The following is a 20,724-nucleotide window of genomic DNA, read 5'->3' on the forward strand; positions in this document are numbered from 1 at the left end:
TTGTCACCAGCGCAGCAACGTTAACACTTTCGTAACCATATAAAATTCGTCAAGCTCTTTCGCGACATGGTTAACAAATCCTTCCTGTGGTTGTTATGGCAGCAAGCCCCAGGGGAAATGTCGGGCCGAGGAATGGTTGTCGAGAGGGAGCGGACGGTGGCGAACACGCACGCGACGTCGAACGGACCCGCGAACGGACCCGGTACACAGGGGATATCCGACGCCGGCTTCGCCGCGCGGGTGCGCGACGCCATCGACCGGCAGGAACTGTCCCTGGTCTTCCAGCCCCAGGCCGACGTCATCACCAACCGCCTGACCGGGTTCGAGGCTTTGTCGCGCTGGCGCCTGTCCGACGGCACCATGCTGCCCCCCGATGTCTTCGTGCCGATGGCCGAGCAGGGAGAGGCGATCCACCTGCTCGGCGAATGGACCCTGCGGACGGCCTGTGTCGCAGCGACCGGCTGGCTGCGCGCCGGCTATCCTGACATTCCGGTGTCGGTCAACCTGTCGGCGCGGCAGCTCGACGATCCGGGGCTGGTGCTGAAGGTGCTGGGTATCCTGGCGGAAACCGGCCTGCCCGCCGCCAACCTGAAGCTTGAGCTGACCGAAACCAGCATGTTCAGCCAGACCGCCGAGGCACGCGAGGCGCTGCTGCGGTTGCGGGGCGCCGGGATCAGGCTGGTGCTGGACGATTTCGGCACCGGCTGGTCCTCGCTGGCGACCCTGCGCCGGGTGCCGGTGGAGGCGCTGAAGATCGACAAGCAGTTCGTCCAGGCGATGGTGGAGGACCGAGACGCCGCCGCCATCGTCCAGGCGGTGGTGGCGCTGGCCCACGCGCTGGAGCTGGGCGTGGTGGCGGAGGGAGTGGAGACGCCGGAACAGCGGCTCTACCTGCAAGCCTACCGCTGCGATGTTTTGCAGGGCTATTGGCTGTCGCGCCCGCTGTCCGCCGACGGGGTGGACGCTTTCCTTGCCGAGCGCAGCGCGATCCTGCCGTCTATCGGGTCGGGGGGCTCTGGCGCTGGGCCGCAGACATCAGGATGACCCGCCGGGTTTCGTCCCACTCCGTCAGTTCCCCGGCCTCATCGGCGGTCGCCCAGCAGGCCTCCAGCGCATCGTCGGCGCAGAGCGGCTCGCCCTCCGCACTCTCCGCCGCCACCTCGACCAGCGTGTAATGGTAGTGGACTCGCCCCTCGGCATCGGGGGTGATGGCGTCCACCACGGTGACGATCCCGGTCGGCACCACCTCCAGCCCGGTCTCCTCCCGCACCTCGCGCACTGCGGTCTCGAACACCGTCTCGCCGACCGACTGCGCCCCGCCCGGCAGGCTCCATTGCCCCATCCGCGGCGCCTTGCCCCGCCGGATCAGCAGCACCTTGTCGCCGCGCCAGACGACGGCTCCGACGCCAACCCAGGGGCGGTCGGGATATTCGCGGCTGGAACGGTCGGGCGGAGTGGCGGACATGAACGGCTCCCTATCGATGTCTTGACCCGAGGGTAGCGCGGTCCGACACTGGTACACCAGACGCGAAGATGCAGTGCCGCGTCCTACCGGCGCACACCCTACCCGACCAAATGGCCGCCCCATGAAGCTCAACGAGATCCGCACCTTCATCGCCGTTGCCGATGCGCAGTCGGTGCAGGAGGCCGGCAACCGGCTGGGGCTGACGCAGTCCGCCGTGTCGCGGCTGATCCAGCGGCTGGAGGCGGAGCTTGGCGTCGTGCTCTTTGACCGGCAAACCAAGCCGCTGGCCCTGACCCGCGATGGCGAACTGGCGCTGGCCCATGCAAGGCGAATCCTCGCGGCTGCCAGCGACTTCGCCGACGCGTTCGCCGGATCGGCCGAACCACGCGGGCTGCTGCGGCTCGGCATGGCCCATGTGCTGACCGCACTGGCCACCGGACGGCCGCTGGACGAGCTGCGCGCCGGCTTCCCCGGCCTGACCCTGCGGCTGCATTCGGATTGGAGCAACCCGCTGATCGAGCAGGTCCGCGCCGGCACGCTGGACGGCGCGGTGATCCTGCTGTGCGAGGGGCAGGCGCCGCCCGACGATCTGCCGGTCCGCCGGATCGGCACCGAGCCTGTCAACATCATCGCCTCTCCCGATGACGCCTCCAGCGATCTCGCCGCCATGAACCAGCGCGGCTGGGTGCTGCAGCCGAACGGTTGCCGTTACCGCGAGGCGTTGCAGCAGGCGCTGGCGCCGCTCGGCTTGCAGCCGAACGTAACGGTGGAGGCCTACGACCAGAGCCTGCTGGTGTCGCTGGTGACCCGCGGCGTCGGCTTCGGCCTGGCACCGATGGGGCTGATCGCGCCGATCCCCGATGCGGCGGCGGTGCGCCCGCTCGACCTTCCCAACTTCCGGATGTCGGTGACGATCTGGCTGATCCAGTCGCGGACGGCCGGACGCATCGCCGCGGTCTTCGACCGGCTGGAAGAGGCGCTTCGGCGGGAACTGGCAATCGGGCGCCTGCCGAGTTGCGCGGTGCCCAAGCACGCGATGGATGAGCATCCCCTCCTGCATTCCGCTGCGGAATGACCTGGTTGCCGATTATGAATTTGCCGAACTGTTGAGGCCCGCCTATCGTCGCAGGCAGAGCAGTTTCACAACACCGGCGCGCGGCGATACCCCGCAGAGGCGCCCGGATCCGGGAGGATGCCTTGACCACCGCTACCCCTGCACCGGCGCCCTCCTGGAGGACGCCTGCACTCGTCGTCGTCTGCGGCTGCCTGATCTCGATGCTGGCCTTCGGACCGCGCTCCAGCATGGGCCTGTTCATCGGCCCGCTTTCGGAAACCCGCGGCTGGGGCCGCGACGTCTTCGCGCTGGCGATGGCGATCCAGAACATCCTGTGGGGCGCCGGCGGCCCCTTCGCCGGGGCGCTGACCGACCGCTACGGTCCGGCCCCGGTGCTGGCCGGGGGCGGGATTCTTTATGCGGCCGGGCTGGCGCTGATGCCCTATGCCACCACCAGCGTCGAGCTGTACCTGACCGCCGGCGTGCTGATCGGGCTGGGCCTGTCCGGCGCTTCCTTCGGCATCATCATCGCCGGCTTCACCCGGCTGCTGCCGCCGGAACAGCGCAGCTGGTCGGTCGGCATCGCCACCGCCGCCGGGTCGATGGGCCAGTTCCTGTTCGCGCCCATGGGGCAGGCCTTCATCGCCGGCTTCGGCTGGCAGACCGCCCTGTTGCTGCTGGCCGCTTCGATGATCGCGGTGCCGCTGCTGGCCGGCGTCTTCCCCGGTCCGAAGGGCATGACGGCGAGCGGCACACCGGCGGTGACCGGTGCCAACATCGGCTACATCGCCGCGGTGCGGCAGGCCTTCCAGCACCGCAGCTATGTGCTGCTGGTCGCCGGCTTCTTCGTCTGCGGCTTCCAGCTGGCCTTCATCACCACCCACCTGCCGCCTTACCTCACCGCCGCAGGCATCAGCCCGACGCTCGCCGCCTGGGCGCTGGCGCTGATCGGCCTGTTCAACGTCATCGGCTCCTATGCCTCCGGTATCCTGGCGGGCAAGGTCAGCAAGCGCTACCTGCTGTGCGCCAACTATTTCTCTCGCGGCATCGCGACGGCAATCTTCATCCTGCTGCCGATCTCGTCGGTGACGGTGATCGCCTATGCCGCGGTGATGGGCCTGCTGTGGCTGTCCACCGTGCCGCCGACCTCTGGCCTCGTCGCGCTGATGTTCGGCACCCGCTACATGGGCACGCTCTACGGCTTCGCCTTCTTCAGCCATCAGGTCGGCGGCTTCCTGGGTGTCTGGCTCGGCGGCGTGCTGTATGAGCGGACGGGGTCCTACGATGTGGTCTGGTGGCTGGGCGTGGCGCTGGCGATGTTCGCGACCATCGTCCACTGGCCGATCGCCGAGAAGCCCGCCCCGTCGCTGGCGGCGGCCGAGGCAAAGGCGTAAGATATACGACCATGAGCGACAGCCCCGCCCCTTCCCCTGCTGCATTTCCCATCGGCCACGGCCTTGCCGCGGCGTTGCTGGGCGGTGTCCTGCTGGTCTGGGCCGGGCTGATGGGGCTGTCGCTGCAACGCGCTGCGCTGCCCGACACGACCGACGGCCTGATGCTGGCGGTCTTCTCCCCCGGCACCAGCGATGCCGAGGCGATGGCGGCGATGGTGCGGGCCGGGGGCGAGCCGGTGCGATCCACCTGGCTTGGATTCGCCTGGGTCGCCCGCGGCGTGGAACCCGGATTCGTCGGCCGGCTGAAGGCGGAGGGCGCGCTGGCGGCCTTCGGCGAGCTTCCGGTCGGCCCGACGCTGGGCGGCTGCACCGCCACCCCGGTCGATACGGCCAAGATCGCCGCGACCCGCCTGCAATAGCTCCGCTCTTTCCACCCTGTGGGCAGCTTTGGCCTCACCAACGGTGGACGCGCGTGCCTTGCGGTGTCATAGTGCGGCCCGCATTCGACCAGCCCCGTTTCCGCGGGGCCAGACTCCGGAATTCGTGAGCGACGATGAGCGAGCCGATCTCCCTGTTCACCAAACTGGCGAACATTCACATCCGTTACGTCACGTGGCGTCGGGGCGCCAAGGTCGGCAGCGACCGCTTCGGCAACGTCTATTACCGCAACAAGGACACCAAGCCCGGCACGCGCGAGCGCCGCTGGGTCCTGTATGCCGGTGAGCCCGACGCCTCCAAGATCCCGCCGGAATGGCACGGGTGGCTGCACCACACCACCAAGGAGCCGCTGCCCGAGGGGTCGAGCGCCTACCACAAGCCGTGGCAGAAGGAACATCTGCCCAACATGTCGGGCTCGGTCCAGGCCTACCGTCCGCCCGGCCATGTGCTGGCCGGCGGGCAGCGCGTGCCGGCCACCGGCGATTACGAGCCCTGGACTCCGAGCTGATCCACGCCGGCACCGACCATCGGGTCGGAACAGAAAGCGGAACGGAAAGCCCGGCCCCATGCGGGCCGGGTTTCGATTCGGGAATTCGCAGCAGGATAGCTCTATGCGCCGGAATGTGATTGAGACCGTGCTTGGCGGCGTCGTGCTCGCCGTGGCCGCCGTGTTCCTTGCCTTCGCCTACAAAAGTGCGGACCTGCGCAAGGTGCAGGGGTATGACGTCACCGCCAACTTCAACAGCATCACCGGCCTGCAAAGCGGCGCCGACGTGCGCATCAGCGGCGTGAAGGTCGGCACGGTCACCGGGCTGACGCTCGATCCCACCACCTATCAGGCGGTGGTTCACCTGTCGGTCGACAATTCGGTGAAGCTGCCGAGGGACACCGCGGCGGTCATCGCCTCGGAAAGCCTGCTGGGCGGCAAGTTCCTGTCGCTGGAGCCGGGCGGCGATCCCGACGCCATCAAGCCGAACGGCAAGATCGAGTTTACCCAGAGCACGCCGGGCCTGGAACAGCTGCTGGGACAGGTCATCTTCTCGCTCCAGAGCATGAGCAAGTCGGGCGATCAGGCCAACGGCCAGCAGGGCCAGACCCCGGGACAGGCCCCGGCCCAGCCGCCGAAGCTGTGATTTCCAACCAGCAGTGATTTCCAACCCTGGGCGTGGCCGGAACCGACGGCCGCGCCTAAGCGTTCCCTCTCCAGTCCGGATGGCCATCGCCGCCGGATCACGAAGCAGGAGGAACGCGATGCGTCTGTTCCATCTGGCCGCGCTCGGCGTGGCCCTGGCGACCGCCGCCTGCGGCGCCGACATGGAAGAGAAATCGGCCACCGGCGGACTTGGCGGTGCCGCAGCAGGGGCCGTGGTCGGCGGACCGGTGGGCGCCGTAGTCGGAACGGCTGCGGGTGCCGGCGCCGGTGCAGCGACCCAGAAGATCGAAGACCGCAGCGCCGCACAAAGCGGGTCGGGCGCCACCTACAGTGCGCCGGCGTCACGCAGCACCGTCACGCGCTGAGCCGCAATTTCCGCACAACGCACCCCGGCGCCCCCGCCACTAGACGCTGACCCCGCTTCCGGGATAGAAGGCGGAGCACCCCGGTACAGTTCCCGCTGACAGGCTGGGTCTTGCCATGGGGTGCCGTCCGCAATTACGGAAGCGATCCGACGTGACGAGACTTTCTAGTTATCTCCGGCCCGATCTTCTCCGGCCTGCCGCCGGCCTGCTGGGTGCCGCGGCCCTGCTGGCATCCGTGGCCGTTCAGGCCGCTCCGGTGCCGAGCCAGATGATCGAGCGGCCGGCGGCCAAGCTGCAGTGGCTGGACAAGGTGACCGCCCGCACCTCCACCTTCACCATGAAGGTCGGGGAGACCAAGGCGATGAGCAGCCTGCGCATCACCCTGCGCGCCTGCCGCGAAAATCCGCCGATCGAGACGCCGGAATCCGCCGCCTTCTTGGAAGTGACGGAGATCAAGCCCGGCGAGCAGGCCGAACAGGTTTTCAGCGGCTGGATGTTCTCCTCCAGCCCCGCCCTGTCGGCGATGGAGAACCCGATCTACGACGTGTGGGTTCTGGGCTGCGAACAATGAGGAGGTGGGGAGGTCCGGGGCGATTGCCCCCTCCCCCGCTCTCCGTCGCTTGATCCTGCTTACTCGGCCACCGCCGCGATGGGATTGCCCAGCGCCTTGTCCAGATAATCGTCCACCTGGGTCGCCAGATCGTCGGTGCGGTTGACGAAGAAGTGGCTGGCGCCGGGAACGACGCGGTGGTCGATCCGGATGTCCTTCTGGTGCGACAGCTTGGTTACCAGCTTGGTCACCGCGGCCTGGGGCACCACCTCGTCCTTGTCGCCATGGATGATCAGGCCCGAGGACGGGCACGGCGCCAGGAACGAGAAGTCGAACAGGTTGGCCGGCGGCGAGACCGACACGAAGCCGTCGATCTCCGGCCGGCGCATCAGCAGTTGCATGCCGATCCAGGCGCCGAACGACACGCCGCCGATCCAGCAGAGCGGAGCGTTGGGGTTGTAGGTCTGCAACCAATCCAGCGCCGCCGCCGCATCGGCAAGTTCGCCCTCCCCCTTGTCGTAGGTGCCCTGGCTGCGCCCGACGCCGCGGAAATTGAAGCGGAGCGCCGAATAGCCGCGCTTGGTGAACGACTGGAACAGGGTGAAGACCACCTTGTTGTTCATCGTCCCATTGTGCTGCGGGTGCGGGTGCAACAGCAGCGCGACCGGGGCGTTCGGCTGCTTGCCGTGGGTGTAACGGCCTTCCAGGCGACCGGCGGGACCGTTGAAGAGCACTTCAGGCATGGGAACGACGTTCCTGACGCGGACAAAGGGTTGTTGGAACCGCCGCGGCGACCGGCCGGACTTTCATCCGGCAAACCGCCCCGGCGCACGGGCCGTCCGGCCCGTCACGGATTTTCCCGTCTTGGAGTGGGGTTTTCCGCACACAATTCTTGACCGTTTTGCTTGGTCATCATATATGCGTCGTAACGTCCTCCGGGACAACCCGCCTGACCCGCCCGATCGGCTCCAGCGCTAGCCGGACCCATCGATAAGTCCGGGTCCCTACCGGTCTGAACCGTCGAGGTTTCGGACCGGAAGGTCCTGAACCGCAAGGGTCCGACAGGCCGAAACCGGGCACGGGCGGCCGATGAGAGCGGCGGACTATACCACGGCGGGTGATGGCGTGTTCAAGCATCTTCGCGAAGAGATCGATGGGATCATGGCGCGCGATCCCGCCGCGCGGTCCCGGCTCGAGGTCGCGCTCTGCTACCCCGGCTTGCACGCCATCGTTCTCCACCGCATTGCCCGGCGCGCCCGCGACGCCGGATTGCACACCACCGCCCGCCTGATCTCGCAGATCGCCCGGTCGCTGACCGGCATTGAAATCCATCCCGGCGCCACCATCGGACGCCGCTTCTTCATCGACCACGGCATGGGTGTCGTGATCGGCGAGACGGCGGAGATCGGCGACGACGTCATGCTCTATCATGGGGTGACGCTGGGCGGCACCTCGCTCAATCCCGGCAAGCGCCACCCGACGCTGGGCGACGGCGTCATCGTCGGGGCCGGCGCCAAGATCCTGGGCGCCATCACCATCGGACGCGGCGCGCGCATCGGCGCCAATGCGGTGGTGGTGGCCGACGTGCCGGCAGACACTGCGGTGGTCGGCATTCCCGCCAAGCCGGTGGTGGCGCGCGACCGCGCCGAAACCCGCAAATTCATGCCCTACGGCACCCCCTGCGGCGACATCCCCGACCCGGTTGCCCGCGCGCTGACCGGCCTGCTCGACCAGATGACGGCGCTGCAGGCCCGTGTCGGCGAGCTGGAAGCGGATCGTCCGCCCGCTGCCCTCCCCCGTTCAACACCCACACCGCTAGAGACGGTGGCGTCCCACGCAAACGGGATGCACGAAGCGCAAGGAGAATCGCGATGAGACTCAGCACCAAGGGACGCTATGCCGTGATGGCGATGGTCGATCTGGCCGCCACCAGCCAGGGCAGCCCGGTCGCGCTGGCCGACATCGCGGAGCGGCAGGAGATTTCCCTGTCCTATCTGGAGCAGCTGTTCGCCAAGCTGCGCAAGGGCGGTCTGGTCAAGAGCGTGCGCGGCCCCGGCGGCGGCTATCTGCTTGCCCACCCGGCAGATGCGACCCGGGTGTCCGACATCATCCTGGCGGTGGACGAGCCGATCCGCACCACCCGCTGCGCCAACGGCACGCCGCAGGGCTGCCGCACCAACCGCTCGCGCTGCCTGACCCACGATTTGTGGGAAGAGCTGGGCAACCAGATCCATATGTATCTCAGCTCGGTCACCGTCGCCGATGTGGTGGAGCGGCGGATCATCGGCACCAGCGGCCTGAACCTGTTGCGCCCGGCCCCGGCCACCGACAGCGCCGCCGCTGCCGCCGAGTGATGCAGACCAAAGAGAGTGGCCTTTCACGTTGAGCGCTTCTGAAAAGTGACTTCCCAGCCCGTTGCCACACCCGTTGCCTCGTTCAGACGAACCGGTGTCTATCTCGACCACAACGCCACCGCTCCGCTGAAGCCGGAGGTGAAGGCGGCGATGGGTCAGGCGATGGATCTGGTCGGCAACCCGTCCTCCGTCCATGCCTTCGGCCGCAGCGCCCGCCGGGCGGTGGAAGAGGCGCGTGTCGCCGTGGCGACGCTGGTGGGCGTGAAGCCGGCACAGGTCCTGTTCACCGGCAGCGGGACGGAAGCGAACAACTTCGCTCTCCGCGGTTTCCCCGGCCGCCGTACGCTGACCTCCGCCATCGAACATGAGTCGGTGCTGGCCGCCCAGCCTGGGGCGGAGCGCTTCGGCGTGGACCGCGATGGCGTCGCCGACCTGGACGATCTGGAGCGCCGGCTGGCCGCTGCGGACACCCCGGCCCTGGTCTCGCTGATGCTGGTCAACAACGAGACCGGGGTGATCCAGCCGGTGGCCGACGCGGCCCGGATCGCCCACGCCCATGGCGCGCTGCTCCATTGCGACGCGGTGCAGGCGGCCGGCCGGATGCCGCTGTCCCTGCCCGATCTCGGCGTCGATCTGATGACGCTGTCTGCCCACAAGCTGGGCGGCCCGACCGGCGTCGGCGCCCTGATCCTGGCGGAGGGGCTCGAACCCGATGCGCTGATCCGCGGCGGCGGGCAGGAGCGGCGCAAGCGGGCCGGTACCGAGAACCTGCTGGGCATCGTCGGCTTCGGCGCCGCGGCCCGGCTGGCGTTGGACGGGCTGGCGGAGGCCGCCGACCGTGCCTCCCTGCGCGACCGGCTGGAGCGGGAGGCGCTGGCCGCCATCCCGCACGCCCGGGTGATGGGGGCCGGTGCGGCGCGGGTCGCCAACACCAGCTGCCTGATGCTGGCCGGCCTCGCCGGAGAAACCCAGGTGATGACGCTGGACCTCGCCGGCGTGGCGGTCAGCGCCGGATCGGCCTGCTCCAGCGGCAAGGTGAAGCCCTCCCATGTGCTGGCGGCGATGGGCGAGGACGACCGCTCCGCCGCAAGCGCCATCCGGGTCAGTCTGGGCTGGACCAGCGATGACGAGGCGGTCGACCGCTTCCTGACGGCCTGGACCGCGATGGCGCGGCGAAGCGCGCCCGCGGATGGCTGATCCCAGCTGTTACCCGCCATGGCTGCGCGACCATCTGTCCTCGGTCAGGAAAGCCCGCATTCGCGCATTGCGCCGGATGCGGCTTATCGGTATGACCCCGCGGAAGGCGGCCTTCGTGACAATGGCCTTCGTGACAACAGGGGCCTCATGTCGGGTAAATCATCCCATCGGCCGAGCCTTTCGGCGTTTTGACGGACTGCGCGCATGACCAGCTCCAAATCCGGCCCGCCCAAATCCGGCCCGCCCGGCAACAGCAGCGGCGGCATTTCCGGCGCCATCGCCGGCGATCTGGAGCCCTGCGGCACCTGTGGCCGCTCGGTGGCGCCACGCGCCCTGTTCTGCCATGCCTGCGGCGCGGCACAGCCGCCGCGGCCGCTCGACCCCTTCACCCGGCTGGGGCTGGAGCGCCGCTTCGACATCGATCTGGAACAGCTGACGAAACAGCATGCCGGCTTCACCCGCGCCATGGACCCGGAGCGTTTCGCCGCCCGCGGCCAGCGCCAGCAGGCCAACGCCAAGGCCCAGGTCGAGGCGCTGCGCGACGCCTATGACGTGCTGCGCGATCCCATCCGCCGCGCCCATGCGCTGCTGGAACTGATCGGCGGTGCGCCGGCCGATGGCGACGAGGACGGCGACGAGGAGATTGCCGACCTCGTAGCCCGGCTGGCCCGTGCCGACGACGTGCTGGAGTTGGACCGCATCGGGCTGGACCTCACCCAGCGGGTCGAGGCCTGCATCAAATATCTCGCCCCGGCCTTCCGCAAGGCACAGGCGGCCTCGACACCCGACAGCCCGCCGGCCGCCGACGGTGCCGCCCGCATTCTGGCCCGGCTGCAGCGGTTGGAAGCGCTGGCCACCGAGGTGCGCGACCGCCGTGCCGCGCGGACGACCCCGCGGCCGTGATTCACATTTTCCTTACAATCGCCCTTTAATTCGCTAGGCAACCGTAAAAGAACGAGGACCCCATGCCCAAGATGACCTTCATCGAGACCGACGGCACCCGCCGCGAGGTGGACGCCCCGCTCGGCCTGTCCGTGCTGGAGATCGCGCACAAGAACAGCCTGGACCTGGAAGGCGCCTGCGAGGGCTCTCTGGCCTGCTCCACCTGCCATGTCGTGATCGAGCCGGAGTGGTTCGACGTCCTGCCGGATGCGCAGGAGGATGAGGAGGACATGCTGGACCTCGCCTTCGGCCTGACCAAGACCTCGCGCCTGGGCTGCCAGATCATCATGACCGAAGAGCTGGACGGCCTCGTCGTCCGCCTGCCGGGCGGCAGCAACAACGCGATGAAGTAAGCGTTCGGGGGAACCCTGTTCCGGCCGCCGGGACGGCGCCGCGCGCTGCGGCACCCGGCGGCCGCTTGTGTTGTCCCCTGCTGCGCATTCCTGCCTTTTCCGGGCGCCTGCCCGCCTTATATAGGGCGCCATGAACTCCCTCGGTCTTTCCAAGCGCCCCCAGGACACCCGCGTCGTCGTCGCGATGTCCGGCGGGGTGGATTCCTCCGTCACCGCGGCCGTGCTGCGGGAGGAGGGCTATGACGTCGTCGGCATCACGCTGCAGCTCTACGACCACGGCCTCGCCTTGCAGAAGCCGGGCGCCTGCTGCGCCGGCCAGGACATCTACGACGCCCGTCAGGTCGCCGACCGCATCGGCATCCCGCATTACGTCCTGGATTACGAAGGCCGCTTCAGCCAGGACGTGATGGACGATTTCGCCGACAGCTATCTGCGCGGCGAGACGCCGATCCCCTGCGTGCGCTGCAACCAGCGGGTCAAATTCCGCGACCTGCTGAACACCGCCCGCGACCTGGGTGCCGAAGCGCTGGCCACCGGCCATTATGTCCGCCGCATCGCCGGCCCGCATGGCGCCGAGCTGCATCGCGCCGTCGATCCCGCCAAGGACCAGAGCTATTTCCTGTTCGCCACCACGCGCGAACAGCTGGAGTTCCTGCGCTTTCCCCTCGGCGGCCTGACCAAGCCGGAAACCCGCGCCCTGGCCGAGCGCCACGGGCTGGAGGTGGCGGCCAAGCCCGACAGCCAGGACATCTGCTTCGTCCCCAACGGCAACTATGCCGAGGTGGTGGCGAAACTGCGCCCCGGCTCCGTCGAGCCCGGCGACATCGTCCATGTCGATGGCCACGTTCTCGGCCGCCACAAGGGCGTCGTCCACTACACGGTCGGCCAGCGCAAGGGGCTGGGCATCGGCGGCATCCGCGGCCAGGAGGAGGAGGCGCTCTACGTCGTCCGCCTGGAGCCTGCCCGCCGCCGCGTCGTCGTCGGCCCGCGCCGCGACCTCGCCCGCTCGCTGGTGACGGTGCGCGACGTGAACTGGCTGGGCCCCGATATGGCCGATAGCGCCGGGATCGAGGTTTCGGTGAAGCTCCGCTCCGCCCAGCCGGCCTCCCCTGCCCTGTGGCGCGCCGGCCCGGACGGCACCGCGCAGGTCGAGCTGCTGGAGCCTCAGCACGGCATCGCCCCGGGCCAGGCCTGCGTCGTCTATCAGGGCGACCGCGTGCTGGGCGGCGGCTGGATTTCCGCCACCGCCGGCGGAGTGGGCGAGGGTATGGAGGCGGGGGAAACGGCAGCCTGAATCAGAGGGTTATGCGACTTTTCGCCGGCCGGCCAAAAAAAATCGCACCCCCCGAAAATTCCGCGTTGACAGGCCAAGTCGCCCTATCCTATATAGCGGCTCCCGGCGGCAACGACGGGACACGATGGTAGCCACGGCGGCGGAAACGCCAACAACGGCAATCACGATGGCAGCGTAGCTCAGTGGTAGAGCAGGGGAATCATAATCCCTTGGTCGGGGGTTCAAATCCCTCCGCTGCTACCATCATAGAAAACCCCCTGATTTCCGGAAGGAAGCCAGGGGGTTTTTCTTTGTGCGCTCTCAGCTTGACGCCGTGTGGACTGTGGATCGGTGACCGTGGGGAACCGGTGGCTCCCCTTACCCCGCCAGCGACTTCGGCAGTGCGATCTGCGGCTCGACCTCCACCCGGTTGCGGCCGGCGTTCTTGGCGCGGTACAGGGCAGCGTCGGCGCGGGCCAGCAGTGGCTCGATGCCGGTGTCGCTGCCGGTCAGCCAGCTCAGCCCCAGGCTGACGGTCAGGAACAGCTCTCCGCCGTCCTCCCGCTTCACCGGCTGGGCGGCGATTGCCTGGCGCAGGCGCTGGGCGGCGGCAAAAGCATTCACGGGCGGAGTTTCCGGCATCACCACGGCGAACTCCTCGCCGCCCAGCCGGCCGATCAGGTCGCAGGCGCGCAAGCTGTCCTTGCAGGCGCGCACCGTGCTGCGGATCGCCTCGTCGCCGGTGGCGTGGCCATAGCTGTCGTTGACCCGCTTGAAATGGTCGATGTCCAGCATCACCACCGACAGCGGGCGTTCGTATCGTCGCGAGCGGGTAAACTCTTCAGCCCCCCTCTCCAGGAAACGGCGGCGGTTCATGGCACCGGTCAGGGCATCGGTGGTCGCCAGCCGCTCCAGGTCGCGCTGCATCGCCACGACGCGCGAGGCCGCCAGCAGGCGCGCCGCCGTCCATTTCCAATCCAAAGGTTTTCGCAGGAACTCGTCGGCGCCGGCCTCCACCAGTTCGTGGAACTGGTCGGTCATGCTGCCTGGAATCATCAGGATCAGGTAGAGGTGGCGAAGCCCCTGGGCCGTGCGCAAGTGCCAGCACAGCTCCAGCCCCGTCATGTCGGCCAGACGGATGTCGGCCATCACCACGTCGAACCGCTCATTCGCCACCGCCTCGATGGCGGCGGCGCCATTATTGACCACGCTGGTGGCGTAGCCGAGCTTGTTCAGCTCGTACACCATCATGGTCAGGTGGCGCGGTGAATCGTCGACGATCAGAATCCGCAAATCGAAAGCTCCCGGCGATCCCTGCCCGTTTATGGAGCATGCGACCTTACTTGTGCAAATGTCCTTAACGTCATGCCATGGCAGGATAACCAAAAGCGGATGTCATACGCCGGTATTCCAGGGTGATGGATGCCCCCCGCCGGAGGACCGATCTGATGCTTTTGCATATGTTGCCTATCGGGCCGGCCGGTTGATACTGTCCATCCCAATATGTTCGTGGAACAAGCGAACGATGATTGCGGGAGGCACGACCATGGACAGCGCGCGCGCGGCCCACATCGATGAACTCGTCCGTGTCTCCACCGGCCGTGTCTCCGCAGGGGTGTCGTCCGCCCGCGATCCGATCATCGAGAACTCGTGGCGCCGCTGCGTCGCCGACCACAAGCTGGACCCCACCGTCGGGCGCGAGGCGCACATCCTGCCGCAGGAACGGCTGCGCGAGCATCGCGACGCGATGGACGAGTTCCTGCGCATGGCCCGCTTCGGGCTGGAGGCGCTGTACCGGCAGGTCGCCGGCATGGGCTATGTCCTGCTGCTGACCGACAGCAACGGCGTCACGGTGGACTTCATCGGCGACCCGACCTTCGACAACCATCTGCGCCGGGCCGGCCTGTATCTCGGGTCTGACTGGAATGAGGGGCATGCCGGGACCTGCGCAGTCGGCACCTGCATCGCCACCGCCCAGGCGCTGACCGTGCACCAGACCGACCATTTCGACTCCACCCACATTCCGCTGACCTGCACCGCGGCTCCCGTCTTCGACAGCGGGGGCGAACTGGCCGCCGTGCTGGACATCTCCGCCCTGCATTCGCCGGAGCCGAAGATCAGCCAGTATCTGGCGCTGCAGATGGTGCGCGCCTATGTCCACAAGATCGAAACCGCCAACCTCTACAACAACTTCCGCCGCGACTGGGTGCTGAAGCTGTCGGCGTCGCAGGAGTTTGCGGAGGTCGACCCCGACTTCGTACTGGCGCTGGACGCCGGCGGACGGGTGGTCGGCTTCAACCACAAGGCCCATGATCTGCTGGCGGAGGACGGGGCATCACCGCTCGGCCGGTCCTTCGCCGAACTGTTCGATTGTGAGGTGGACGATCTGGTCCATTTCGTCCGCTCGCTGCCGACCGAGCAGCGCACGCTGCGCCTGCGCCGCACCGGCCTGCCGCTGTTCGCCCAGGCGATGCCACCGCCCGCCGTGTCGCTGCCGCGCAGCCACACGCCGGATCATGGCGGGGATTCGCTGCCAGAGCCGCTGCGCGTGGTGTCCGGCGGCGACCCGGCACTGAAGGCCGTGCTGACGCGGGCGGCCAAGCTGGTCAACACCCGCATGAGCCTGCTGATCCACGGCGAGACCGGCACCGGCAAGGAGCACCTCGCCAAGGCCCTGCACAAGGCCAGCATCCGCCGCAACAAGCCCTTCGTCGCCGTCAATTGCGCCGCCCTGCCGGAAAACCTGATCGAGAGCGAACTGTTCGGCTACGAGCCCGGCTCCTTCACCGGGGCGACGGCGCGCGGCAAGAAGGGGCTGATCCTGGAGGCCGACGGCGGCACCCTGTTCCTGGACGAGATCGGCGACATGCCGCTGTCGTCGCAGAACCCGGCTGCTGCGCGTGCTGGCCGAGCGCGAGGTGACGCCGATCGGCCGGACCAAGGCGGTGTCGGTGGATGTCCGCGTCATCGGCGCCACCCACCGCGATCTGGTGGAACTGGTCAAGGCAGGACAGTTCCGCGACGACTTGTACTTTCGTCTCAACGGCGCGGTGTTCACCGTGCCGCCCCTGCGCCAGCGCGGCGACCTCGACTGGCTGATCGAACGGCTGCTGGCCGAGCGGGCCGAGCGCGATGGCGTCGGCTACCGCCTCACGCCGGCGGCGCTGGCCGCCCTGCGCGGCCATGGCTGGCCGGGCAATGTGCGGGAACTGGTGAATGCGCTGGACTATGCCTGCGCGGTCAGCGACGGCGGGTTGATCGACCTCGACGATATCCCAGAGCCGGTGCAGCACAGCGGCCTGTTCCGGGCCTGGCCGGAGGAGGTTGCGCAAACGGTTGCGACGGAGGAGGACCCGGCCGCCCGGCTGCGCGAGACGCTGCGGCGGCACCATTGGAATATTTCAGCGACGGCGCGCGCGATGGGGGTCGACCGCTCGACCGTCCATCGGCAGATGCACCGCTTCGGCATCGTGGCGCCGCACCGGGCGGAGTGAGGGAGCGCGGCAGGTTTCCGCGCCCCCGGACTCCCCGTTTACCCTGCGGCTCCGAACCCGCCGCCGCCCGGCGTCTCGACCACCAGGGCATCACCCGGACGCATGACGGCGCTGTCCTGAGAGGCCAGTTCCTGCACGCTGCCGTCGGTGCGCTGGACCCAGGTCCGGCCGACCGCTCCGTCGGCACCGCCCTTCAGGCCGAAGGGAGCGATCTTGCGGTGGTTGGCGAGGATGGCGGCGGTCATCGGCTCCAGGAAGCGCAGGCGGCGGATCACGCCGTCGCCGCCGCGCCAGCGCCCTGCCCCGCCGGACCCGCGGCGGATGCGGAAGCTCTCCACCAGCACCGGGAAGCGCCATTCCAGCACCTCCGGATCGGTCAGGCGCGAGTTGGTCATGTGGGTCTGCACGGCGTCAGTGCCGTTGAAGCCGTTGCCGGCGCCCGACCCGCCGCAGACCGTCTCGTAATACTGGTGCCACTCGTTGCCGAAGGTGGTGTTGTTCATCGTACCCTGGGCCGACGCCATCACCCCCAGCGCGCCGAACAGGGCATCGACGATGCACTGGCTGGTCTCCACATTGCCGGCGACCACCGCGGCGGGTGGATTGGGCGACAGCATGGAGCCTGGCGGAATGACGATCTCGATGGGGCGCAGGCAGCCCTCGTTCATCGGGATCTCGTCGTCCACCAGACAGCGGAAGACATAGAGCACCGCGGCCCGGCAGACGGCCGAGGGGGCGTTGAAGTTGTTGGTGAGCTGGCTGCTGGTGCCGGAGAAATCGACGATGGCCGAGCGCGCGGCATGGTCGATCGACACCCGCAGCTTGATGACCGCGCCGTTGTCCAGCGTCACCGCGAAGTCGCCGTCGCTCAGCACGCCGATGGCGCGGCGAACCTGCTCCTCGGCATTGTCCTGGACGTGGCGCATATAGGCGATGACTGTCGACAGGCCGTGCAGGCGGACGACGCGGTGCAGTTCGCGGGTGCCCTGCTCGTTGGCGGCGACCTGCGCCTTGAGGTCGCCGATGTTCTGCGCCGGGTTGCGCGCCGGATGCGGGCCGGAGCGCAGAAGCTCCACCATTTCCTGCTCGCGGAACTGGCCGTTCTCCACCAGCGGCACGCAGTCCAGCAGCACGCCCTCGTCGGCGATGGTCCTGCTGTCGGGCGGCATCGAGCCGGGGGTGATGCCGCCGACATCGGCATGGTGACCGCGGGAGGCGACGAAGAACAGCAACTCCTTGCCCGCCTCGTCAAACACCGGGGAGACGACGGTGATGTCCGGCAGGTGGGTGCCGCCGTGATAGGGATCGTTCAGCGCGAAGCTCTCGCCGGCGGTGAAGGTGCCGCCGCGGCGCTGGATGACGGCCCGCACGCTCTCGCCCATCGATCCCAGATGGACCGGCATGTGCGGAGCGTTTGCGATCAGGCCGCCATCGCGGTCGAACAGGGCGCAGGAGAAGTCCAGACGCTCCTTGATGTTCACCGACCGGGCGGTCTTCTCCAGCGTCACGCCCATCCGCTCGGCGATGGACATGAACAGGTTGTTGAAGACCTCCAGCGTCACCGGATCAACCTTGGCCCCGCCCTTGACGCCGGCGGCCTGACGCTGGGCCGCCGGCTCCAGCCTGGACAGCACCAGATGGTTCTTGCGGGTGACCTCGGCCATCCAGCCGGGCTCGACCACGGTGGTGGAGACCGCCTCGGCCAGGATCGCCGGACCGACGACACGGTTTCCGGGCTGAAGCTGACGGCGGTCATAGAGCGGCGCCTCGCGGCGCTGGCCGCCGCTGTGGATGGCGACGGTGGCGAGCCGGCGCGGCAGCACCGCGGTGGTGGCGGGAAGCTCCGGATCCTCCAGTACGTCGGTCAGGCCGACCGCCTCCAGCGTCACCGACTCGACCTCCAGCGCGGTGCCGGGGGTGAGGAAGCCGTAGCGGCGGCGGTGCGCCTCCTCGAAGGACTTGGTCATCGCCACCTTCGACCCGAAGGCGACGGTCAGGGTGGTGTCGGAGCCGGCGGCCTTGAGATGGACGCGGCGGTTGATCGCCTGCCGCCCGGCATCCACGCCCTGTCGGGTCAGCTCGGCCCGTCCTTCGGTCTCCAGATCGGTGAACAGCATGGTCAGCCGGTCGACCACCGCATCGCTCAGCGGCCCTTCCACCGCACGCTCGCGGATGGCGACGGTGTCGGCCAGACCGATGCCGTAGGCGGACAGCACGCCGGCCTGCGGGTGCAGGAACACCCGCGTCATGCCCAGCGCGTCGGCGACGGCGCAGACATGCTGGCCCGCCGCCCCGCCGAAGCCATTCAGCGTGTAGCCGGTGACGTCGTAGCCGCGCTCGACCGAGATCTTCTTGATGGCGTTCGCCATGTTGTCGACGGCGATGCGCAGGAAGCCTTCGGCCACCTCCTGCGGGGTCATCGTCGTGCCGAGCTTGGCATTGACGGTGGCGGCCAGTTCGGTGAAGCGGGCCTTCACCACCTCGGCGTCCAGCGGCTGGTCGCCGTTGGGGCCGAAGACATTGGGGAAGAAGCGCGGCTGGATCTTGCCGACCATCACGTTGCAGTCGGTGACGGTCAGCGGACCGCCGCGGCGGTAGCAGGCGGGGCCGGGGTTGGCGCCGGCGCTGTCCGGCCCGACGCGGAAGCGGGTGCCGTCGAAGACGCAGAGCGAACCGCCACCGGCCGCCACCGTGTGGATGTGCATCATCGGCGCGCGCACCCGCACGCCGGCCACCACCGCGTCGAAGGCGCGTTCGTACTCGCCGGCATAATGCGACACATCGGTCGAGGTGCCGCCCATGTCGAAGCCGATGACCCGGTCGAAGCCGGCCATGCCGGCGGTGCGCACCGCGCCCACCACGCCGCCGGCCGGACCCGACAGGATGGCGTCCTTGCCCTGGAAGCGGCGGGCGTCGGTCAGGCCGCCGTTGGACTGCATGAACATCAGCGGCACCGGCGCGCCATCGACGCTGAGATCGTTGGCGACCCGGTCGACATAGCGGCGCAGCACCGGCGAGAGGTAGGCGTCGGCCACCGTGGTGTCGCCACGGCCGACCAGCTTCATCAGCGGGCTGACCAGATGGCTGACCGACACCTGGGTGAATCCGACCGCGCGAGCCAGCGAGGCGACCTGCCGCTCATGCTCGGGATAGCGGTAGCCGTGCATCAGCGCGATGGCGGCGGCGCGGAAGCCCCGGCGGTAGGCCTCCTCCAGCCCGCGGCGGACGGCATGCAGGTCGACCGGCTTCAGCACGCGGCCATCGGCCATCACCCGTTCCGGCACCTCCACCACATGGGAATAGAGCTGGTCGGGCAGATCGATGCGGCGGGCGAAGATCTTCGGACGGGCCTGATGGCCGATGCGCAGCTGGTCGGCCAGACCTTCTGTGATCAGCAGGACGGTCGGCTCGCCCTTCCGTTCCAGCAGGGCGTTGGTGGCGACGGTGGTGCCCATCTTGACCACCTCCACCGTGTCCGGCGGGATCGGCTGGCCCGGTTTCAGCCCCAGAAGCTCGCGGATGCCCTGGACGGCGGCGTCAGTGTAGCGCTCCGGATTTTCCGACAGCAGCTTGTGGGTCACGACCGACCCGTCGGGCCGGCGGCCGACGATGTCAGTGAAGGTGCCGCCGCGATCCACCCAGAACTGCCACCGGGCCGGCTTGGTTTCCGCCGCACCGGTCACCGTCCCGCTCTTCGTCCCACTCATTGTCGCACCCGCCGAAGTCCATGCGCGGCAACCGCACCGCGCGTGGGCCGGAGTTTCGCGATCCGGCAGCGAATTTCAACAGCTTGCGTGCCCGGCCCCCATCAGGGGAGAGGGACGCGGCGGAAAGAACACAGGATCACAGACGACCGGCCGGACGAATGTCGCCGTCAGGCGGCCAGCCGCTCCGACGGACGGGTGGACAGGCGGGCCAGGATGGCGTTGCCCGACAGGATGCTGTTGAAGGCGCCGCTGCCATCCTCCAAGGCCTCCAGGGCGATGGAGAACTGGTTCGGCGCCGGCAGCTCGAACATCGAGGCGATCTCGCCGCCGTCGAGCGCCAGCCGCCCGCCGAACCGGCGGGCCAGGGCGCGCATGCGGGAATTTTCCGCCAGGCACACCATATGGACATGACGGATGCCGCGGTTGCGGGCGACGGTCAGGATGCGGCGGACGAGCGTGCTGCCGACGCCCTTGCCTTGCAATCCCGACTCGATGCTGATGCCGAATTCAGCCTGCTCCGGCCAGAGGAGGCGGTCGCCGCACAGTTCGATGGCACCGCGCAGAACACCGTCCTCGAACGCGCCGAGAATCACCGTCCGTCCCCAGTCGATTGCCGCGCAATGCCGCTCCACCGCCTCGTCCGACAGGGTGCCGGCAAAGCGGGCATAACGGTCGGTGCGGTCGAGGCGGAGAAGATGCGCCCGGTACTGGGGCAGCTCGGTCGGCATGATCTTGCGGATGACAGGCATGGCTCTGCTCACGGTTCTCGAATTCCGAAAACGCATTCGTGCAGAACGTTTTTTCCCCAGGACCCGGCACCGCCGTCAGCAGGCACCGTCTTATCGCGAGCGGCGCTCTCTCCGGCGCCTTTTGTTGCATTGCAACATGGCGTGGCCGGCGGGATTCGCAAGCGCTTATTAGAAATTCGCGATACCAACAATGCTGGCCTGTTGCCGGCAAGCCACAGTTGGCCTGCCCTTTCCCG

The 20,724-nt window shown here is 68.4% G+C and carries 21 protein-coding genes, 1 tRNA gene and 1 pseudogene; 17 read left to right on the forward strand and 6 right to left on the reverse strand.

Annotated features, from left to right (window positions below):
• Positions 1-156: 156 nt before the first annotated feature.
• Positions 157-1,044, forward strand: coding sequence for an EAL domain-containing protein (locus ACWPN3_RS19085; protein ID WP_247872837.1), 888 nt, complete (start codon positions 157-159; stop codon positions 1,042-1,044).
• Here the strand turns inward: ACWPN3_RS19085 and ACWPN3_RS19090 are convergent.
• Positions 998-1,465 carry an NUDIX hydrolase gene (locus ACWPN3_RS19090; protein ID WP_492240814.1) on the reverse strand — a complete coding sequence of 156 codons (468 nt, stop codon included), beginning with the start codon at positions 1,463-1,465 and terminating at the stop codon, positions 998-1,000. The genes ACWPN3_RS19085 and ACWPN3_RS19090 overlap by 47 nt on opposite strands.
• Before the next feature lie 121 nt (positions 1,466-1,586).
• Between ACWPN3_RS19090 and ACWPN3_RS19095 the strand changes: the two genes are divergently transcribed.
• From ACWPN3_RS19095 to ACWPN3_RS19125, 7 genes are all read left to right on the forward strand, one after another.
• A complete protein-coding gene (locus ACWPN3_RS19095; protein ID WP_492240815.1) occupies positions 1,587-2,540 on the forward strand; it encodes a LysR family transcriptional regulator in 954 nt (317 codons plus the stop codon).
• A 122-nt stretch (positions 2,541-2,662) separates the two neighbouring features.
• Positions 2,663-3,913, forward strand: a complete 1,251-nt coding sequence (locus ACWPN3_RS19100; RefSeq protein ID WP_492240816.1) for an MFS transporter — start codon at positions 2,663-2,665, stop codon at positions 3,911-3,913.
• An 11-nt stretch (positions 3,914-3,924) separates the two neighbouring features.
• Positions 3,925-4,332 carry a hypothetical protein gene (locus ACWPN3_RS19105; RefSeq protein ID WP_109096567.1) on the forward strand — a complete coding sequence of 136 codons (408 nt, stop codon included), beginning with the start codon at positions 3,925-3,927 and terminating at the stop codon, positions 4,330-4,332.
• A gap of 134 nt (positions 4,333-4,466) precedes the next feature.
• Entirely contained in the window at positions 4,467-4,859 is a 393-nt protein-coding gene (locus tag ACWPN3_RS19110) for an NADH:ubiquinone oxidoreductase subunit NDUFA12 (RefSeq protein WP_098739448.1), read from the forward strand.
• Between the two features lie 103 nt (positions 4,860-4,962).
• The gene (mlaD, locus tag ACWPN3_RS19115) at positions 4,963-5,484 is read left to right on the forward strand and encodes an outer membrane lipid asymmetry maintenance protein MlaD (RefSeq protein ID WP_109096566.1); all 522 of its coding nucleotides are present in this window, start codon (positions 4,963-4,965) and stop codon (positions 5,482-5,484) included.
• A 118-nt stretch (positions 5,485-5,602) separates the two neighbouring features.
• The gene (locus ACWPN3_RS19120) at positions 5,603-5,869 is read left to right on the forward strand and encodes a hypothetical protein (protein ID WP_109096565.1); all 267 of its coding nucleotides are present in this window, start codon (positions 5,603-5,605) and stop codon (positions 5,867-5,869) included.
• A 151-nt stretch (positions 5,870-6,020) separates the two neighbouring features.
• Entirely contained in the window at positions 6,021-6,440 is a 420-nt protein-coding gene (locus ACWPN3_RS19125) for a DUF2155 domain-containing protein (protein WP_247872836.1), read from the forward strand.
• Positions 6,441-6,499: 59 nt separating this feature from the next.
• Here ACWPN3_RS19125 and ACWPN3_RS19130 read toward each other — a convergent pair whose 3' ends face one another.
• On the reverse strand, positions 6,500-7,162 hold the full coding sequence (locus tag ACWPN3_RS19130; RefSeq protein ID WP_085089866.1) for an alpha/beta hydrolase: 663 nt from the start codon (positions 7,160-7,162) through the stop codon (positions 6,500-6,502).
• Between the two features lie 346 nt (positions 7,163-7,508).
• On the opposite strand from ACWPN3_RS19130, the gene epsC reads away from it, so the two are divergent.
• From epsC to ACWPN3_RS19165, 7 genes are all read left to right on the forward strand, one after another.
• Positions 7,509-8,294: a serine O-acetyltransferase EpsC gene (gene epsC / locus ACWPN3_RS19135; RefSeq protein WP_109096564.1), complete on the forward strand. Its 786-nt coding sequence runs from the start codon at positions 7,509-7,511 to the stop codon at positions 8,292-8,294.
• The gene (locus ACWPN3_RS19140; RefSeq protein ID WP_109096563.1) at positions 8,291-8,773 is read left to right on the forward strand and encodes an Rrf2 family transcriptional regulator; all 483 of its coding nucleotides are present in this window, start codon (positions 8,291-8,293) and stop codon (positions 8,771-8,773) included. Before epsC ends, ACWPN3_RS19140 begins: the two co-directional genes overlap by 4 nt.
• 45 nt (positions 8,774-8,818) lie before the next feature.
• A complete protein-coding gene (locus tag ACWPN3_RS19145) occupies positions 8,819-9,970 on the forward strand; it encodes a cysteine desulfurase family protein (protein ID WP_492261681.1) in 1,152 nt (383 codons plus the stop codon).
• Positions 9,971-10,174: 204 nt separating this feature from the next.
• Complete coding sequence (locus ACWPN3_RS19150; RefSeq protein ID WP_492240818.1) at positions 10,175-10,873, forward strand: molecular chaperone DnaJ; 699 nt, start codon at positions 10,175-10,177, stop codon at positions 10,871-10,873.
• A gap of 62 nt (positions 10,874-10,935) precedes the next feature.
• Positions 10,936-11,265 carry a ferredoxin family 2Fe-2S iron-sulfur cluster binding protein gene (locus ACWPN3_RS19155; protein ID WP_109086201.1) on the forward strand — a complete coding sequence of 110 codons (330 nt, stop codon included), beginning with the start codon at positions 10,936-10,938 and terminating at the stop codon, positions 11,263-11,265.
• Between the two features lie 130 nt (positions 11,266-11,395).
• Positions 11,396-12,559, forward strand: coding sequence for a tRNA 2-thiouridine(34) synthase MnmA (gene mnmA / locus ACWPN3_RS19160; protein WP_492240819.1), 1,164 nt, complete (start codon positions 11,396-11,398; stop codon positions 12,557-12,559).
• Between the two features lie 168 nt (positions 12,560-12,727).
• A tRNA-Met gene (locus ACWPN3_RS19165) sits at positions 12,728-12,802 on the forward strand.
• A 114-nt stretch (positions 12,803-12,916) separates the two neighbouring features.
• Here the strand turns inward: ACWPN3_RS19165 and ACWPN3_RS19170 are convergent.
• Positions 12,917-13,831: a GGDEF domain-containing protein gene (locus ACWPN3_RS19170; protein WP_109096559.1), complete on the reverse strand. Its 915-nt coding sequence runs from the start codon at positions 13,829-13,831 to the stop codon at positions 12,917-12,919.
• Between the two features lie 70 nt (positions 13,832-13,901).
• The gene (locus ACWPN3_RS19175) at positions 13,902-14,849 is read right to left on the reverse strand and encodes a hypothetical protein (RefSeq protein ID WP_492261682.1); all 948 of its coding nucleotides are present in this window, start codon (positions 14,847-14,849) and stop codon (positions 13,902-13,904) included.
• Positions 14,850-15,155: 306 nt separating this feature from the next.
• Between ACWPN3_RS19175 and ACWPN3_RS19180 the strand changes: the two are divergent.
• Together ACWPN3_RS19180 and ACWPN3_RS19185 are read left to right on the forward strand one after the other, a co-directional pair.
• A pseudogene (locus ACWPN3_RS19180) lies at positions 15,156-15,359 on the forward strand (sigma 54-interacting transcriptional regulator); the annotation flags it as partial.
• A 79-nt stretch (positions 15,360-15,438) separates the two neighbouring features.
• Complete coding sequence (locus tag ACWPN3_RS19185) at positions 15,439-16,032, forward strand: AAA-type ATPase lid domain-containing protein (RefSeq protein WP_492261683.1); 594 nt, start codon at positions 15,439-15,441, stop codon at positions 16,030-16,032.
• A gap of 38 nt (positions 16,033-16,070) precedes the next feature.
• On the opposite strand, the gene ACWPN3_RS19190 is transcribed toward ACWPN3_RS19185, so the two are convergent.
• Together ACWPN3_RS19190 and ACWPN3_RS19195 are read right to left on the reverse strand one after the other, a co-directional pair.
• Positions 16,071-19,739 carry a hydantoinase B/oxoprolinase family protein gene (locus tag ACWPN3_RS19190; RefSeq protein WP_492240822.1) on the reverse strand — a complete coding sequence of 1,223 codons (3,669 nt, stop codon included), beginning with the start codon at positions 19,737-19,739 and terminating at the stop codon, positions 16,071-16,073.
• A 167-nt stretch (positions 19,740-19,906) separates the two neighbouring features.
• The gene (locus tag ACWPN3_RS19195; RefSeq protein WP_492240823.1) at positions 19,907-20,500 is read right to left on the reverse strand and encodes a GNAT family N-acetyltransferase; all 594 of its coding nucleotides are present in this window, start codon (positions 20,498-20,500) and stop codon (positions 19,907-19,909) included.
• Positions 20,501-20,724: the final 224 nt, after the last annotated feature.

The organism is Azospirillum sp. UENF 111221 (assembly GCF_058780625.1).

Bases quoted from the DNA above. Each gene is read 5' to 3' on its own strand.
- ACWPN3_RS19090 (WP_492240814.1), bottom strand. From the start codon at position 1,465: ATGTCCGCCACTCCGCCCGACCGTTCCAGCCGCGAATATCCCGACCGC.
- ACWPN3_RS19095 (WP_492240815.1), top strand. From the start codon at position 1,587: ATGAAGCTCAACGAGATCCGCACCTTCATCGCCGTTGCCGATGCGCAG.
- ACWPN3_RS19105 (WP_109096567.1), top strand. From the start codon at position 3,925: ATGAGCGACAGCCCCGCCCCTTCCCCTGCTGCATTTCCCATCGGCCAC.
- ACWPN3_RS19110 (WP_098739448.1), top strand. From the start codon at position 4,467: ATGAGCGAGCCGATCTCCCTGTTCACCAAACTGGCGAACATTCACATC.
- mlaD (WP_109096566.1), top strand. From the start codon at position 4,963: ATGCGCCGGAATGTGATTGAGACCGTGCTTGGCGGCGTCGTGCTCGCC.
- ACWPN3_RS19120 (WP_109096565.1), top strand. From the start codon at position 5,603: ATGCGTCTGTTCCATCTGGCCGCGCTCGGCGTGGCCCTGGCGACCGCC.
- ACWPN3_RS19130 (WP_085089866.1), bottom strand. From the start codon at position 7,162: ATGCCTGAAGTGCTCTTCAACGGTCCCGCCGGTCGCCTGGAAGGCCGT.
- epsC (WP_109096564.1), top strand. From the start codon at position 7,509: ATGAGAGCGGCGGACTATACCACGGCGGGTGATGGCGTGTTCAAGCAT.
- ACWPN3_RS19140 (WP_109096563.1), top strand. From the start codon at position 8,291: ATGAGACTCAGCACCAAGGGACGCTATGCCGTGATGGCGATGGTCGAT.
- ACWPN3_RS19150 (WP_492240818.1), top strand. From the start codon at position 10,175: ATGACCAGCTCCAAATCCGGCCCGCCCAAATCCGGCCCGCCCGGCAAC.
- ACWPN3_RS19155 (WP_109086201.1), top strand. From the start codon at position 10,936: ATGCCCAAGATGACCTTCATCGAGACCGACGGCACCCGCCGCGAGGTG.
- mnmA (WP_492240819.1), top strand. From the start codon at position 11,396: ATGAACTCCCTCGGTCTTTCCAAGCGCCCCCAGGACACCCGCGTCGTC.
- ACWPN3_RS19175 (WP_492261682.1), bottom strand. From the start codon at position 14,849: ATGGGCCTTGTGGTTGAAGCCGACCACCCGTCCGCCGGCGTCCAGCGC.
- ACWPN3_RS19190 (WP_492240822.1), bottom strand. From the start codon at position 19,739: ATGAGTGGGACGAAGAGCGGGACGGTGACCGGTGCGGCGGAAACCAAG.